At 65.3% G+C, this 14500-nt stretch carries 15 protein-coding genes and 2 pseudogenes; 2 read left to right on the forward strand and 15 right to left on the reverse strand.

Translation table 11 applies throughout. The features are described 5' to 3' along the window. Positions 1–154 precede the first annotated feature (154 nt). The 15 genes and pseudogenes from fliQ to V5A19_RS12255 all read right to left on the reverse strand — a co-directional run bounded on the left by fliQ (position 155) and on the right by V5A19_RS12255 (position 13404). A complete protein-coding gene (gene fliQ, locus V5A19_RS12185; protein ID WP_332319417.1) occupies positions 155–430 on the reverse strand; it encodes a flagellar biosynthesis protein FliQ in 276 nt (91 codons plus the stop codon). A gap of 316 nt (positions 431–746) precedes the next feature. Next, positions 747–1226, reverse strand: a complete 480-nt coding sequence (locus V5A19_RS12190) for a hypothetical protein (protein WP_332319416.1) — start codon at positions 1224–1226, stop codon at positions 747–749. After that, positions 1223–1603: pseudogene (locus V5A19_RS12195) on the reverse strand (methyltransferase regulatory domain-containing protein); the annotation flags it as partial. The pseudogene V5A19_RS12195 and the gene V5A19_RS12190, both read right to left, overlap by 4 nt. Before the next feature lie 225 nt (positions 1604–1828). After that, a pseudogene (locus tag V5A19_RS12200) lies at positions 1829–2158 on the reverse strand (class I SAM-dependent methyltransferase); the annotation flags it as partial. Positions 2159–2170: 12 nt separating this feature from the next. Further along, positions 2171–2383, reverse strand: coding sequence for a hypothetical protein (locus tag V5A19_RS12205; RefSeq protein ID WP_332319414.1), 213 nt, complete (start codon positions 2381–2383; stop codon positions 2171–2173). A gap of 76 nt (positions 2384–2459) precedes the next feature. After that, positions 2460–2831: a hypothetical protein gene (locus tag V5A19_RS12210; RefSeq protein ID WP_332319413.1), complete on the reverse strand. Its 372-nt coding sequence runs from the start codon at positions 2829–2831 to the stop codon at positions 2460–2462. Between the two features lie 5 nt (positions 2832–2836). Beyond that, complete coding sequence (gene fliS, locus V5A19_RS12215) at positions 2837–3259, reverse strand: flagellar export chaperone FliS (protein ID WP_332327838.1); 423 nt, start codon at positions 3257–3259, stop codon at positions 2837–2839. A 2-nt stretch (positions 3260–3261) separates the two neighbouring features. After that, positions 3262–4719, reverse strand: coding sequence for a flagellar filament capping protein FliD (gene fliD / locus V5A19_RS12220; protein WP_332327839.1), 1458 nt, complete (start codon positions 4717–4719; stop codon positions 3262–3264). Between the two features lie 22 nt (positions 4720–4741). Then, complete coding sequence (locus V5A19_RS12225; RefSeq protein WP_332319410.1) at positions 4742–5200, reverse strand: flagellar protein FlaG; 459 nt, start codon at positions 5198–5200, stop codon at positions 4742–4744. Positions 5201–5344: 144 nt separating this feature from the next. Beyond that, positions 5345–6865, reverse strand: a complete 1521-nt coding sequence (locus V5A19_RS12230) for a flagellin N-terminal helical domain-containing protein (protein ID WP_332327840.1) — start codon at positions 6863–6865, stop codon at positions 5345–5347. A 197-nt stretch (positions 6866–7062) separates the two neighbouring features. Continuing rightward, entirely contained in the window at positions 7063–8019 is a 957-nt protein-coding gene (locus tag V5A19_RS12235) for a sulfotransferase family protein (protein ID WP_332319408.1), read from the reverse strand. A 19-nt stretch (positions 8020–8038) separates the two neighbouring features. Continuing rightward, a complete protein-coding gene (locus tag V5A19_RS12240; RefSeq protein ID WP_332327841.1) occupies positions 8039–9025 on the reverse strand; it encodes a tetratricopeptide repeat protein in 987 nt (328 codons plus the stop codon). 88 nt (positions 9026–9113) lie between these two features. Next, positions 9114–10439, reverse strand: a complete 1326-nt coding sequence (gene flgL / locus V5A19_RS12245) for a flagellar hook-associated protein FlgL (protein WP_332319406.1) — start codon at positions 10437–10439, stop codon at positions 9114–9116. 320 nt (positions 10440–10759) lie between these two features. Continuing rightward, positions 10760–12943, reverse strand: coding sequence for a flagellar hook-associated protein FlgK (gene flgK / locus V5A19_RS12250; RefSeq protein ID WP_332319405.1), 2184 nt, complete (start codon positions 12941–12943; stop codon positions 10760–10762). Positions 12944–12945: 2 nt separating this feature from the next. Next, complete coding sequence (locus V5A19_RS12255) at positions 12946–13404, reverse strand: flagellar protein FlgN (RefSeq protein WP_332319404.1); 459 nt, start codon at positions 13402–13404, stop codon at positions 12946–12948. A 238-nt stretch (positions 13405–13642) separates the two neighbouring features. Between V5A19_RS12255 and V5A19_RS12260 the strand changes: the two genes are divergently transcribed. Both V5A19_RS12260 and V5A19_RS12265 read left to right on the forward strand, forming a co-directional pair. Further along, positions 13643–13876 carry a hypothetical protein gene (locus V5A19_RS12260; RefSeq protein ID WP_332319403.1) on the forward strand — a complete coding sequence of 78 codons (234 nt, stop codon included), beginning with the start codon at positions 13643–13645 and terminating at the stop codon, positions 13874–13876. 145 nt (positions 13877–14021) lie between these two features. Next, positions 14022–14500: tetratricopeptide repeat protein (locus V5A19_RS12265; RefSeq protein WP_332319402.1), on the forward strand; the 479-nt coding region annotated here is incomplete at its 3' end.

A 14500-nucleotide genomic window follows, 5' to 3' on the forward strand; every position in this document is an offset into this window, starting at 1 on the left:
CCCAGCAGGATCTGGACCCGGGCGTTGATGGCCTCGTTGGAGAACAGGGGCGCCACCGCCACGAAGGCCATGACCCGCACAAACACCAGCAAGCCGGCGAACAGGTCGGCGTAGGTGAGCCCCAAGGCCTCCATTCAGCCCCCTCGCCGCCGGCTCATCCCCCCGCGACCATGGAGGGAATGGACTGGTAGAGGTCGGTGGTGAAGCTCACCAGGGTATGGAGGATCCAGGAAGCGAACACCATGGCGGCTATGAACACCGCCACGATCTTGGGGATGAAGGTCAGGGTCATCTCCTGGATCTGGGTGACCGCCTGAAAAATGGCGATCATCAGGCCGAAAACGAGGGCGGCGCCCAGCATGGGGCCAGCCACCATGAGGGTCACTTCCAGGGCACGTCCGGAAATGTAGACGACCTGATCCGAATCCATAAGCCCTCGTCGCGGAATTGACGCCTGTCAAAAGTTTGGCGAACGCTGTTGTCGGTGTCTCGGTGAGGCGTGGGAGGTGAGGTGTAACGGCAACGTCAAAGGGGTTATCCGCAGATTTCGCAGAAGGCCGCAGATGAAGGCAAAGGCGAAGCTAATTACAGGACCCGGCTTAGGCGGTCGGTTCTGCCGTACCATCTGTGGTTATCGGCGGCATCTGCGGATAACGCCGTTTTCGCCTCGGCCCCTCACGCCTCACTCCTCACCGGCACCCGGCCCGGGAAGTGCAAACATTCTGCCAAGGGGAAAGAAGGGGCGCTCAGCCGGCGGGCTCGGCGATGCCCAGGCGGAACATGTTCAGAAGCTTGCGGCCGCGCAGGGCGGCCAGGAGCCGTTGAAGGGCCTGGGCGGGGATCTCCTCCGCCGGCTTCGGGTCCTTGCCGACCTGCAGGAGGGTTCGCCGGCCCGCAAGCTCCTGCTGGGCTTTCTGGACGGCGCCGTCGAAGCCGCCGTTGGACAGCGCGGCCTGGAACAGGACCGCCTCTGCGGGAAAAACGGGAATGGCGGGACCGCGCGTTACCGGCGAGACCAGCATGACCTGATGCAACTGATCGCCGGCGTCCTGCAACCGGAGCCGGTTTAACGGATTGGGCAGAGAAATACCCGACACCTCGCCAGGCTCGGCGGGGGCCGTTTGCGAGGGCGTCAAGCACAGGAAGAACTGGTTCGTGGCCAAAAGGCGCATGGCCGCCCGTCGCACCCGGTCAACGGGAAGGCCCTCCGCGGCCGCTACCGTCATTGCGGTGACGGCCTTCTCGTCGGCGTACTGGATGACGGCCTCGTGGCCGGCCCCTCCAGGGGGACCGTTTCGCCCCCCGGAGGGGTCAGAGAGCGCGCCATATTGGCCGCTGGGCGACAGGCCAGCAGGGCCACCTCGCCGGCAAGGAATGCCTCTGGCTCGCCCTCCTCCGACCCTTTTCGGGCGAAGACGTCGCGCCGCTGCTGTTCATTGTGGATGTAGTCCTTGAGCAGTTCCCGCAGACGAGCGTCGTCCTTGTAGGGCAGCAGGCTGGACACCTGGGCGGGGGGCACGCTGGCGTCCGTCCAGTTCAAGCCTAGGGCGGTGCGACCGGCGTAGCGGAGGCCCGCGGCGTCCATTTCGTCGTACATATCCGTGAAATAGCGGGGGGGAAGCCGCTGGCCAGGGCATTGTGGGCGAAACGATCCACCGTATAGGGCTGGCTGCGCCCGTTCTTAAGGTAGCTATTGGCCCCATTGCGCGCAGGCCAATGGGCGTCGAGATACCGCATGCCTCGGCCGGCAAGCTTCTCGGTCAGCTCCAGGGGCTGCCGTGCCCGGTCCCGGCTGTCGGAACCAGCCTCCGGCGCAATAGGGTCTGGATCAGGCGCCAGAAGGGCTCCACCCAAACCTTGCCCGGCAGGCTGGCGTACTCCACGTAGAACAGCCCCCGGCGCGCAGCTTTTCCGTCAAAAAGCCCCGGACCGCCTTCGCCAGGGACTCCTCCAGCCATGCGTAGGTCCCGTGCATGGCAACCATGTCGAAGGTGGGCAGGTCCTGGGCCAGAAGCTCATCGGAGGAAGCCTGGACGAAGCGGGCATTGGTCAGACCGCACTCGGCGGCCGTTGCCCGGGCCTTGCGGATGTGGCCCGGGTTGAAGTCCACACCCACGAAACTGGCCTCCGGAAACACCGACGCCAGGGCGTTCACGGTCGTGCCGTCGCCTCAGCCCAGATCGCAATAGGCGAGCCCTTCCCTCGCCCGTGGCGGATCGCAGCCGCCCAAAGCCGCGGCTACGGCCATCGCCCCGGGGACCTGATCGGGCACCACCCCAGAGCGGAAGGCCAGGTCCTGGACGTAGAAACCCTCGTCGCCCGAGCCGTCACCGGCCTCGGGATCGCCTTCGGGGGCACCGTTTGGGGTGTCCTCCTGGCTCATGGGTGCTCCTCGGCAACGTTTTACCTACCGCGGAGCCTAGCAGATCCGGCATGGATCGGGGGGAACGGCGAGAGGGTCAGCCCTGGTCGTCGAGGTAACGCGACCCGGTGGGACCGGCATTGGCGGCGTAGCCACGCAGGGCGCGCCCGGCGTGGTGGAGCTCGATCCGCTGCTCCGCCAGGCCCGTCAGATTGCGCTGGTAGAGGTCTCGAAGGAGGGCGTTGGACCGGGCGAGGGCCTGGAGGGCATCGCGGGTTTGGGAGCCGGGCGACTCGGTGCCGGTGGCCCGGATCTCGTCCAGAAGGCCGCGCACCCGCTCGAGGTAGCCGCTGGCGGCATCGGCGGGATCATCCGGCAGCCCTTGGTTCTCGATGGTGGCCGCCAGCTCGGCCACCTCCTCGGCAAGCGCCCCGGCCCGTTCCGGCCAGTTGGTGTCCGTTGCCGCCATGGGAATCACACGCTTTGGCCCGCCGCGGCCGGAGCCGCGTTGTCACCGGCCTGCTCCTGGAGCTCGGCCACGGCGTCCTTCCACCCCTGGTAGAGGGTTCGCAGGACGGACTCCACATCGGCTAAGCGTTCAAACTCGCCCTTTCGGTTGCCCTCGCTGATCTCGCGGATCAGGTAGGCGTAGAGGGCCTGGAGCTCCTCTACGAGCTCACCACCTTGCTCCCGGTCCAAGGAGCCGTCTAGCTCGGTAACGATGTTCAAAAGGCGAACCGCGTGCTCTCGGGCCCCGACTGGATCTTTAGCCTCGCCACGAGCCTGGCCTTGGCGGGCATGGCGCACCGCCTTCTCCATGAGCTGGAGGAGGACCTCTTCGGGGCGCGCCGTCTCGACCTGGGTCCGGCGGTAAGCGCCGATGGAGTTATATGACATGCTTAACCTCCTGATGAAGCGCCGCCAATGATCTGGCTGATGTTGTCCTCAATCCCCTGCAGCTCAATGACCGTCTTCTCCAGCTGGGCGTAACGGTCGCTGATCCGCTGGTCATACCCCTGGACCCGATTCTTGGCTTCTTCGATCTGGTCCTGGAGGCGGCTATCCCGGCTGTCTAAGCTATCGAGAGCCGCCGTAATGGCGCCATCCGTAGAGTTAGTGAGGCCATCGATCCGCTCGCTCAGGCGAGCCATGGCACCCTCGTCGCCGGTAAGCAGATTCTGGACCTGGTCCGGCTGTTCGCTCAGGGCCTGCTCGAATTTCTTGGCGTCGAAGGTCAGCTGGCCCTGGCGATCGAAGGAAACCCCTACCTGGTTGAGGTATTGCAGGTCCTGATTCTCGGTGCCCGGAACCTGCTCCCCCAAGGTCTGCCGCAGGGCCGAGTCCACCTGCCGGACCGTGGAATTGCCTATCAGGGGGCCAGCCTCGCCGGTTTCCGGATCGTAGCTAGTGTTCTGGTCGATGAAGCCGCCGACCTTATTCACCGCATCCACCATCGCCTGCATGCTCTGGCTCGCCTGGTCGGGGGTGCGGCTGACATCGATGGTGGCCTCGGTACTGGTCGCCTCCCGGAGGTTGAGGGTGAGCCCGTCGATGACGTCAGTGATTTCGTTGGTGCTTCGCGTATAAGCCACCCCGTCCACCGTCAGGCCGGCATTCTGACCAGCCTGGGCCTCCTCCTGCTCGGTGCCGCCGCTGAACAGGGAGGCGCTGTTGCCATTGGTGTCGGTGATCTGGAGACCCGTGGCGCCCGTGGTATCGGTGATGCGCTGTTCGCTGCCGCCGCCGGTGGTCTCGCTCTTGAGCTGGAGGGCATAGGCGGGGCTGTCGGAGGTGCCGATGTTTACCGCCGAGGCCTGGACCCCGTTGTCCGCCTCCCGGATGGTGCTGGCGAGGTCGTTGAGTGTGGTGTCGCTGTCAGTGGTGTAGGTGTAGTCGGAGCCACCGTGGGCGAAGCTGACCTCGATCCCGTCATTGATCGCTGCTGCGTCGTCGGGATCCGTAACCCCAGCGGTCACCGTGGCGTCGTCGGTGCCATCCGAAGCACCTACCAGATGGTTGTGGGCCTGGGCCACCTGGGTCACGTCCACCCGGTAGCTGCCCTCTGAAGGCGCCCCCTCAATGCCCACGGAGATGGCGCTGCCGTTACTGGAGCTAGCCGAATAGGCCTTTAGATCCGACGGACCGTTCAGCTTACCGGCAGCATCGCCCACGGACTGGGTCACGCTGTTGAGCTTTTTCATGAGCTCGGTTTGGGACGACAGCTCCTGGCGATCCGCCTCCAGGGGCTGGACAACCTGCTGCCGCTTGGCGTCCACCAGCCTTTGAGTGATGTCGGCTGGCAACCCGCTGGGCCGCTCACCGCCCGGGTAGACGTTACTGATGGTGCCGATAGCCATGGTTAGCTACCACCTCGTTGGGTTAGCGCTGGACGTCCAAAAGCACGCCCTGGGGCTCTGCGTTGTGCTCCTCCCGCAGCTGGCGAGCCACCGCGAGCATCTCCTCCGGGGGGATCTGGCGGATCACCTCCTCGGTCTCCGGGTTCCGGACCCGGACGATGGGCCGGTCCAGCTCCTCATCGATCTCGAAATCCAGGGTGGTGCCGAGCTGGCGCCGCAGGTCGGCCATCGCGTCCTTCACCGCATCCCGCTCATTCCCGCCACTCGGGCCCGCGTCCCGGGCCGAGCCCGCTTGGGCCGACGCCCCGACCGATTGGGAACGGCTCGGGCTCTGGTTCTGGATTTGGCGCGCCTGCGCCCTTTCCAGGCGCGAGGCGCTGCCGCCGTCGGGCTGTGGCGACCGGACCTCGCTGCGATCGCCCGCCGGTGGCGGGCTCGGCCGGGGCATGGTCTCGGTTGGGCTGGTCAGGGCCGAGCTCATGGCAAGTTCCTCGCGTTTTTAGCGGCGGGCGCGACCCGCCCGGATCCAGATCCCGGAGCGCCCCGGGGAGGGCGCCCTTCCCGGAAGGGGCCTCGGGCCCCCTCGGGGAAGGGCCCGGCCGGAGCCGGGCTCCTCCCGTTGGCGTCAGCCGCCGCCGAGCAGCTGCAGGGCGATCTGCTGGTTCTGGTTGGCCTGCGCCAGCACCGAGGAAGCGGCCTGACGGCGGATGTTGTTCTGCGTCTGCTCCGCCGCCTCCTTGGCGATGTCGGCGTCCTGGATCCGGCTGCGAGATTCCGTGAAGTTCTGGTTGGCCGTCTCCAGGTTGGCGATGGTGGAGTCGAACCGGTTCTGCACCGCCCCGAGATCCGCCCGAATCCCCGAGACTTGTTGGATGGCGGTGTCGAGAACGCTAATCGCATCATTGGCCCCCTGGACAGAGCCAATATCGACGCCATTCACATTCTCTTCGCTCGAATTGACCGCGTTACCCGCAGTAGCCGCGTCGACCACACTGCCCGCACTATTGGCCACATTCGACTGGACGGAGAAGGAATCCTCGGAGGTCAGATCGAGGGTTCCGGTCGCAATAGCCGCATTATCACCCCCATCACCCTCAAGAGTAGTGGCTTGACTGTCCGGATCGCTTAGATCAATTGAATCACCCGCAGTACCACTGCTATGCGTATAGTTCGACACCTGGATATCGGCCCCCTCGCTCTCCTTGAGCGAGAGGGTCGATGTATCAGAGCCCACTTCCGCGGAAATGCCGGTCTTGCCGGTTTCGGCGTTAATGGCGTCCGCCAATGCCGAAATATCGCCGGTGGTCACCGAGGCCGACACACTGGCAGAGCCGCCCGCGCTGCTGCCCAAATCGAAGGAGACCGTGCCGTCCGTTTGGAGATTGCCCAAGGTCGCCTGCGTGCTTGCCTCCGCACTTACGCCGGTCTCGCCACTAAGCTCGTCAATGGAGGCGGCAATGTCCTTGGCCGAATCGCCCGTTTGAGTCTGGGGCACATCCTTTGAACCGTCGGCGTGATTGATGGTGACCGTCTGCTGCTGGATAGGCTCCGTAATGCTACCTAGGTCAGCAGCAGCAGTGGAAACCGCACCGGTGCCTTGATTAGCGTTGGTATTGTCCAGGGTCCGGCTATGCACCCCTAGGTCCGCAGTGCCCGCTGCATCAACGCCGAAATTGATGGTCTCGTTCGCGTTGGCGCCCACTTGGAATTGGGCATTGCTTAGGCTGCCGTCCAGGATGTTCTGATCGTTGAAGGTGGTATTGTTGGCGATCCGATCGATCTCCTGCTGCATCTGATTCACCTCCGCTTGCAGGGACTCGCGGTCCGAAGCGGAGTTGGTTGAGTTCGCCGACTGGATGGCCAGCTCGCGCATGCGCTGGAGCATATTACCGGTTTCATCCAGGGCGCCCTCCGCCGTCTGGGCCAGGGAGATGCCGTCCTGGCCGTTCTGGATGGCCTGATCCTGGCCGCGGATCTGGGCGGTGAAGCGGTTGGCGATGGCCAGCCCCGCCGGATCGTCGGCGGCGGAGTTGATGCGCAGCCCGGAGGACAACCGCTCCTGGTTCTGCTCCAGGGCCTGGGTGTTCGCCTTCAGGTTCTGTTGCGCAATCATGGATTGCACGTTGGTCTGAATGGAAAGTGCCATTGGGACCCCTCCTAAATGATTTCGGGTTGAGACTTGCGGCGGCTGCGACCCGGGGTTCCTCGCAGCCCGGCCGTTCACCCCTCCCTTGTCGGTAGCCCTTGGGGGTACTTTAGGCTCGGCCGAAAATTTTTTCCGCGCCGCCCTGTCAGGAGTGCGGGGGACGGCCTCAGCGACCGCGCCCCCATTGCCATTTGTCCTCAGCCCTCACTCTCCAGACCCAGCTCCTCCACCAGGGGGCCGAGGGGGTCGGCGTAGCGCTGCCAGCGGCCGGCGGAGGAGGTGTAGAGGGGCTTGCGCACCTGGTCGTAGCTGGCGGTCTTGGTGTCGCGGTCGGTCTCGAAGAAGCGCATGCAGCGGTCGTCCCATTCCAGGCCACAGTGGTCGAGCAGCTCGGCCACCTTGGTTTCCGGGTCGGCCACCAGCTCCTCGTATTGCAGGTCGTACAGGGACCCCGGCAGGGCCTCGCGCCAGTGGGCCATGAGCCCCTCGTACAGCCGGTAATAGTGGCCCAGGCTGCGCAAGTCGTAGGCGAAGGTCAGGCCCTGGGCCAGGAAGTTCTGGAAGTAGCAGGACAAACAGGTATCCCGTGGGTCCCGCCGGGTGTGGATGAAGGTGGCCTCGGGGAACATCAGGGCCATGGCCCCAAGATTGAGGAAGTTATGGGGCATCTTGTCGGAGACCCGAGGAGTCTCCTCCGGGACCAGCTCGGCGAGGCGGTTCAGGTAGTCCCCGGCAGCCTGGTCGAGGGCCTGGGAAGTGGCATCGTTGACGGCCACGGGCATGGCCCGGGTGGAGCCGGTGTATTCGGCGAGGCGGTTCACGCAGGGGCCGATGTCCTCCAGCTCCCCGGCGCCGTGAACGTCCGGGTGGCTGGCCAGGATCTGCTCGGTGAGGCTTATGCCCGAGCGCGGCATGCCCACGATGAAGATGGGCCGGCGGGAGCCGTGCCCCGCCCGCGGCGCCCGGGCCAGGAAGTCGGCGGTGTACTGCTCCCGGATGCGGCGGAAAAGGGCCTCCTGCTGCTCGGGATGGTACTCCCGGGGCTTGAGCGCGTTGGCCTGCTCAAACGCCTCGAAGGCCCGACCGTAGTCGCCGGCCTTGTCCAGGAGGCCGCCGAGCTGGAAGTACAGCCCCATCTGGAGGGTTCGCGGCAACCCGGGCTTGCGCAGGGCGTCACCCAGAAGCTTGGCGGCCTCCTCTTCCGCCCCGAACTACTTGGCGATGTTGCCGAACACATTCAGGGCGCCGATCGGGTGCCGGTCCCGGTCCTTGATCAGGGGCCGGACCACCTCGTAGGCCTCCCGGATCCGCCCCTTTTGCTCCAGGATGTTGGCCCGCTGGGCCTGCAGACCTTCGTCCTCGGGCGCAAGCGCCAGGGCCTTGGCGTTGATCTCGAGGGCCTCGTCCCAGTCCATGCCCGCCATCAGCGGTCTGGGCCAGCGTAGGGTGGTTGCGCGGGTTTTGGGGATCGAGCTGGTAGGCCCGCCGGGCCTCGTCAGGGGCCTGGTTAGGGAAGCCCGCCTCCATGTAGGTGGTGGCCAACATCTGGTGATAATGGGCGACATCCGGGGCCTCGGCCTCCAGCTCGCGGGCCCATGTCAGGGCCTGGCGGGGCCGGCCCAAACCCTGCAGGGCCCGGACCAGGGACCCCTTCCCCGAGCGGTCCTGGGTTCCGAGCTGGTTGGCGGCGCGGGCGACCTCGTCGGCCTGCTCGTAGTGGTCAAGGCGGATCAGGACCTCGGCCAGAGGAGCGAAGGCCTTGGCGGCGGGCTGGATGCGGGCGGCCTCGTCCAGGGGCTCCACGGCGTCGCGGAGGCGATGGTGCTCCTTGAGCAGGATGCCGAGATTGAACTGAGCCTCGGCGTACTCGGGGTCAAGCTCCACGGCCCGGCGGTATTCGGTTTCCGCGGCCGCGTAGTCGCCGGCCTGGTAGTGCCGCGTGCCCATATTGGCGTGGTAGATGGGCTCTGCGGGGTCTAACTCCAGGGCCGTCTGCATGAGCTGCCGGGCGGGGTCAAGCTTGCGCGCCTGCAAGGCGATCATGCCGAGCAGGTGGTAGGGCTCGGGATGCGAATTGTCCAGCTCCATAACCTGCCAGTAGAGGTCCTCGGCGGCCTCGTACTTGCCAGCCCGGTGGTAGAGCCGAGCGGTATCGAGCATGTCCTCGAGGTCGCGGAAAGGGCCGTCGGTCTGGGAATCGTCGCCGTTGCCCGCCGTGAATGGCTTCTGGGGTCCGCCGGGATCCCGGCTAGAGGTGGTTGAGAATGGTGGTCCGCTGCAACATGAGCGAGCTCTGCATGGCCCCCTGGAGGGTCTGGCGGCGCTGGGTGAGCTCCGAGTAGGCCTTCATGATGTCGGCGTCGCCGAGTTCCGACTGGATGGTCTCCAGCTCCACCTTGAGGTCCTCGCGGCGCTGGCTGGCCAGGTCCAGCCGGTTCATCTTGGTGCCCAGCTCGCCGCGGGCATCGGCCAGGTCCTCTACAGCAGCGTCCATCTTGGTCAGCGAGCTCTTCACCTGGGCCGCGGAGGTATCCAGGCCCAGTACGCCCTGCAGATTGGTCTGGTCCTCGGTGATGGCGAAGCTGTAGCCCTCCTCGGCCTCCACCTGGAGCCGGCCCTCGGCGTCGGTGGTGGCTGACAGCTGGGCGATATCGTCGATCCGGTCGACCAGGTCGCCGTTGGCGCCGCCGGTGGTGGGGTCGTCGTCGGTATCGTTGAGGGGATCGTTGGCCGGGTCGATGGTCAGGTCGTTGGTGGAAACGGAACCGCCGCTGCTGTCGTAAACCTGGATCCGGAGATTGCCAGAATCGTTGGTATCGACCACGCCGTCGCCATTGCGATCGTTGAAGGCTTGCGTATTGAGCCCGGATGCGGAATCGCCCAGGGCAGCGGTGGGATCGGCGGCCCCCTCGGGCGCCTGCAGGAAAGTGTAGCGGCCACTGCCGCTGGTCTCGGCCCGGAAGCCTTCCAACAGCGTGGCCATGGCGTCCAGGGCGGTGCGCAGGGCGCTGTCCGGCTTCTTGATGGCCTGGTCGAAGGCCAGCCGCTGGTCCTCGTCGATGCGGTACTCGCTGGCGCCGGAATTGCCCGGGTAACTGAACTGGAAATTGCCGTCGGCGGTCTCCGCGAGCTGGACCGCCGGATCGTTGGTGGCCGTTCCGGCGAACAGGGACTTGCCATTGACGCGCTGGTTGGCCACCTGCACCAGCTGGTCCATGAGCTGCTCGGCCTCGCCCTGGATGGCCTCGCGGTCCGAGGAGGTGTTGCTGTCGCTGGCGGCCTTGACCGCCAGCTCGCGAGCCCGCTGCACGAGGTTGGTGGCCTCCCCAAAGGAAGACTCGGCGGCGCGGAACTGGCTGCGCGCCGCCGAGGTGTTGCGGTCGAAGGTGTCCAGCGACTGCTGCTGATCGCGGTTGATCATCAGGGTCTGCTTGGCGGTGGGGTCGTCGCTGGGATCGACCACCCGCTTGCCGGTGGCCGCCCGGCGCTGGGCCTCGAAGAACTGCTGATTGGTCCGGCGCAGATCGCCCTGGATGGTGTCGAGCATCATCTGGTTGGAAACGCGGGCTACCATGGTTCGTCCTCCGGGCAGAAACAAGCAAACGGCGTTATCCATAGATGGCGCAGATGGCCGCAGATGACGGCCAAGCCGCCGGCCTTTTGAAGGCTGATGCCTGATTGGCTATCCGGTTCGGTCAGGCAGCAGGCCGGAATTCGGCCTCGATGCCTGTGGGAGCGGCCATTGGCCGCGACAGGAAGAGCCCCCGGTCCCGGTCGGGGCTGGTAGCCCCTCCCACAAGCACCATCCCTGAGTCAGGCGGATAGGCATCCTGCATTGTCTTATCTGCGTTCATCGGCGTCACCTGCGGATCGGCCGCGGGTTTCGGTTTTGCCTCACACCGATTGCAGCAGGCTGGCGAACATCTCATCGGCGGTGGAGATCACCTTCGAAGCCGCCTGATAGCCGCGCTGGAAATTGAGCATGTCCGTCATCTCCTCGTCGATGTTGACGCCGGAGTGCTGCTCGCGCTGGTTGTTGATCTGGTCCATGACGTTGCGCTGGTGCTGCTGGAGATTGTCGGCGGTGGCCTTCTCGTCGCCGGCGGTGCCCACCGTGCCCGCGTAGTGCTCGGCAAAGGTAAGCGTGGGTGTTTCCGGGCGCTCGGAGATGTCCAGCTTGGCGTCGCGCAGATCGGCCCATTCGTTGGCGGTCTGGTTGTCGCTGATTCCGAGCTCAAAGATGCTGTCGCTATCGGAATCGACTTGCCGATTCCCCTGGTCGTCCAGACGGGGGGTGAGCTGGCCGGCCGCCACCCGCTTGGGGCTGTTGGCCACCGCCGGATCCAAAGCGATCTCGGTGGCCGCCGAGTTGCCTTCGGCTAGCCCCAACCGGTCCATCACCCCCGCGGTGTCTTTCTCAAAGTTGATCTCGCTAGCGGCAACCCCGGGATCCGCTTGCAGCCGGAGCTGATTTTTGTCGTTTACGCTAGCGGTTAAATCCAGACCCAAGCCGTTAATTTTCGATTCCAAATCCGCTAGGGAATCGGCAGGGTTAACCGTCACCGTCCCCGACGTACTGCCATCGTCGATTTCGAACTCTCCGGATAAGTCCAAGGACTGTGTGGCGGAGGGCAGCCCCTCGGCAGAGCGGATGGCATCGAAGGGCCCGGTTTGCTGGGCCGCCTGGTTGCCGTTCTTCATGGTAAAGAAGTTATTGATACCAGTGGCGGCGAACAGGTTGCTGGAGTCTTCTTTAACGGCAAAATCGACGTTGGAATTCGTAGTCAACTCCAAGTGGCTTTCGGACGTAATGTTGGCTTGCAGGTCAGCGTTGTTCAGCCAGGGTGATGCCGTGGCGGCGCCATTAACGGCAGTATTGATCTTGCTCTGCGCGTCGGTAAGGGATTCGTCGCCGTTGAACGCGACGGTCACCATCTCGATTTCGTCAGTGGACTGATTGTGCACGGCCAGCTCCAGGTCCCCCGACTGGAACAGGTCGCCTGAAGGTAGGCCATTAGTGGCATCGGCGATGGGGTCGCCGGTATCGTTGATAGAATAGGAGCCCACCATGGCGTCCTGGTAGTTCAGCCCCACCCCCCCGGAATGGACTTTGTTCACCTCTTCCACCACCGAACGGGCCATGTTGTCGAGCCGGTTGCGCAGGTCCACCACGGTGTCGTCGCGCAGGGTGAGCATGGCGCCCAGCTCCCCCTGGCCTTCCTGGAGATCGGCAGTCAGATCCACCTGCGTGCGCTCCTCGAGCTGGATGCCGGCGAAGGTCTCGAACCCGGAGCTGCCCGAGCTGGGTCCGGTGGAGCGGTTGTCGCCGGCCCGGCCCAGCTCGTAGTGCTCCGCTCCCTGGACCAGGGAATGGCCGCCGCCCTGGAGCTGGATGTTGTAGCTGCCCTCGCTGGTCTCGTGGTAGTTAATGCCCACCTTCTCCGCCACCTCCTTGGTCAGAAGGTCGCGCTCGTCGCGCATGCGCAGGGCTTCACCGTCGGTGGCGGCCTCGGCCTCCTGGATCCGGCGGTTGAGATCGGCGATCTCGGCCAAATCGCGGTTGATCCCGTCCACTGTGTCGGTGACCCGGCGGTCGATCTCCAGCTGCAGGTCCTGCAGGCGTTGGTCCCGCTGGTTGAAGGCGGTGCTCAGCTGCTCGCCGCTCTGTAGCACTTGGCTGCGTTCGGCGGAGCCGGTGGGGTTGTTGGCCAGGTCGTTGACGGCGGAGAACAGCTGCTCCATGCCGCCGGCGATGCCGGTGCCGTCGGCCTCGGAGAACATATTGTCCAGCCGGCCCGCGAGCTCCGCGCGCAGCTCCGTACCGCCCAGACGGGCTGCCTGGTCCACCTCGCTGCGGATCAGGTAATCGCTGACCATGCGCTGGACATTGCCCACGTCCACCCCGGAGCCGAAGCGCGTGTCGCCCTGGACGTTGTCGGGCCGGAAGCCGGCCTCCAGGCGCTGCCGCGAATACCCCTCGGTGGAGGCGTTGGCCACATTGTTGCTGGTAGTGGCCATCCGCAACTGGTTAGCAGTCAGGGCGGTGACGGCATTCTGCAGGGAGTTGTTGATCGGCATGGTTACGCCTTTCGCGACATCAGGCCTGACCCTGGGGACGACTGCGCCTCGCCTTCGGCGGTATACCCGCCGTCCTCGGGCAAACCGCTCAACAGGGCGATCAGCCGCTCGTTACGCTCCATCGCCGCCTTGAGCAAGCGAGTGTTCTCCCGATTGTAAGCCTGCACCTCAGGGATGCGGCTGCGCAGGGCCTGGCGCCGCTGCTCCAGCCCGGAATCGTAGGGAAGGAGATCCCGGAAGGGGGTCTCCGGCTCCAGGCCGAGGCTTTCAGCCAGCCGGCGACGCTCGGCATCGGCTTCGGTAACCGCCTCGGTAAGCGTCCGCCGGCGCTCCTGGTCCCAGGTCAGCGCCTTCCAGTCCGGGGCCAGCAGATGGCTGCGCTCTTCCTCCAGGAAAGTGGCCAGCCCGTCGTAGGCGGCTTCCAGGCGCTCGAAGATGGTTTCGGCTGGGTTGTCGGTCATGGACGGCACCCCTCCTCGCTACAAGGTTTATCGTTGCAAACGGGCCGCACTTGACCCCCCCTTCCCTAGCAAAGGCAGTGCCACCCCGGCCGATCCGTTTTATTAGCCATTCCCTGCCTTTCCCTCGATTTTTTACAGGGGATGGAAGGGCCCATGCGGCCTGTCCCCGGAAATTCTTGCCGGGTATTGACAAAGGGGTTTGCAGTAGAGCAGATTCCATCATGCGGAGGTAAAACCCATGCCTATTAGTCCCGTCAATCCAGGCCCGGTGTTCGCCGATACGTCCTACCAGAACGCCTCGCGCGGTTCGGAGGCAACGGCTCGGCAGGCCCGGGAATCCGAAGACCGTCCCCAGGCTACCGTCCCGGAAGCCAACCAGCGGATCAGCCCCAACCAGGGCGGGAGCGAGGCCAACTCCTCGGGGGACAATTCTTCGCAGGGGGAGCGAGGACGCCTGGACATCTACGTCTAGCCGTCACCCTATTCCGCTTTCTCGGATCGGCCCCCTTACACCGCGGCGGTCGATCCTGGGACGCAACCGGCGACCGGGGATATGCCCAATGGCGCACGCCGAACCAAGCCCAAGCCCCCACAGATTCCCGCCCGCCAGCCGGTTAATGGCAGCCCTCGGCGGCATCCTGTGGCTCATGGCCGGACCCACGGCCGTCGCAACCCCGAACACCTCGGACACCGCGCTCACCACCGAGGCGCGTAACTTTCTTCAGCAGGGCCAGACCTTCGCCCGCGATGGTCAGTGGCAGGCCGCCATCGCCCTTTACAAGAATGCCCTGGACATCAACCCCCGTCTGGCCGATGCCCACTTCTTGCTCGGGGTTGCCTACTATCAGGACGAGGAGACAGGCAGCGCGGTCTCGGCCCTGCGCCGAGCCGGGGAGCTCAACCCCCGGTCGGCCAAGACCTTCTACAATCTGGGCGTGGCTTACGCCCAGACCGGTGACACCACCAAAGAGATGGCGGCCTACCGCGAGGCTTTGCGCCTCAACCCCGACCACATCTCCGCCCATTACAACCTGGGCACCGCCTACTGGGCCCAGGGCAAGGACGACTTGGCCTGCGCCAAGCTCTACCGGGCCGG

Source organism: Thiohalorhabdus sp. (genome assembly GCF_036628635.1).
GTDB lineage: Bacteria > Pseudomonadota > Gammaproteobacteria > Thiohalorhabdales > Thiohalorhabdaceae > Thiohalorhabdus.

Excerpts from the sequence above, each read along its gene's own strand:
- V5A19_RS12230 (WP_332327840.1), bottom strand. The coding sequence starts at position 6,865 with ATGGCACTTTCCATTCAGACCAACGTGCAATCCATGATTGCGCAACAG.
- V5A19_RS12255 (WP_332319404.1), bottom strand. The coding sequence starts at position 13,404 with ATGACCGACAACCCAGCCGAAACCATCTTCGAGCGCCTGGAAGCCGCC.
- V5A19_RS12210 (WP_332319413.1), bottom strand. The coding sequence starts at position 2,831 with ATGGCGGCAACGGACACCAACTGGCCGGAACGGGCCGGGGCGCTTGCC.
- flgL (WP_332319406.1), bottom strand. The coding sequence starts at position 10,439 with ATGGTAGCCCGCGTTTCCAACCAGATGATGCTCGACACCATCCAGGGC.
- V5A19_RS12190 (WP_332319416.1), bottom strand. The coding sequence starts at position 1,226 with ATGACGGTAGCGGCCGCGGAGGGCCTTCCCGTTGACCGGGTGCGACGG.
- flgK (WP_332319405.1), bottom strand. The coding sequence starts at position 12,943 with ATGCCGATCAACAACTCCCTGCAGAATGCCGTCACCGCCCTGACTGCT.
- fliQ (WP_332319417.1), bottom strand. The coding sequence starts at position 430 with ATGGATTCGGATCAGGTCGTCTACATTTCCGGACGTGCCCTGGAAGTG.
- V5A19_RS12225 (WP_332319410.1), bottom strand. The coding sequence starts at position 5,200 with ATGAGCTCGGCCCTGACCAGCCCAACCGAGACCATGCCCCGGCCGAGC.
- V5A19_RS12260 (WP_332319403.1), top strand. The coding sequence starts at position 13,643 with ATGCCTATTAGTCCCGTCAATCCAGGCCCGGTGTTCGCCGATACGTCC.
- fliD (WP_332327839.1), bottom strand. The coding sequence starts at position 4,719 with ATGGCTATCGGCACCATCAGTAACGTCTACCCGGGCGGTGAGCGGCCC.
- V5A19_RS12205 (WP_332319414.1), bottom strand. The coding sequence starts at position 2,383 with ATGAGCCAGGAGGACACCCCAAACGGTGCCCCCGAAGGCGATCCCGAG.
- V5A19_RS12240 (WP_332327841.1), bottom strand. The coding sequence starts at position 9,025 with ATGCTCGATACCGCTCGGCTCTACCACCGGGCTGGCAAGTACGAGGCC.
- fliS (WP_332327838.1), bottom strand. The coding sequence starts at position 3,259 with ATGTCATATAACTCCATCGGCGCTTACCGCCGGACCCAGGTCGAGACG.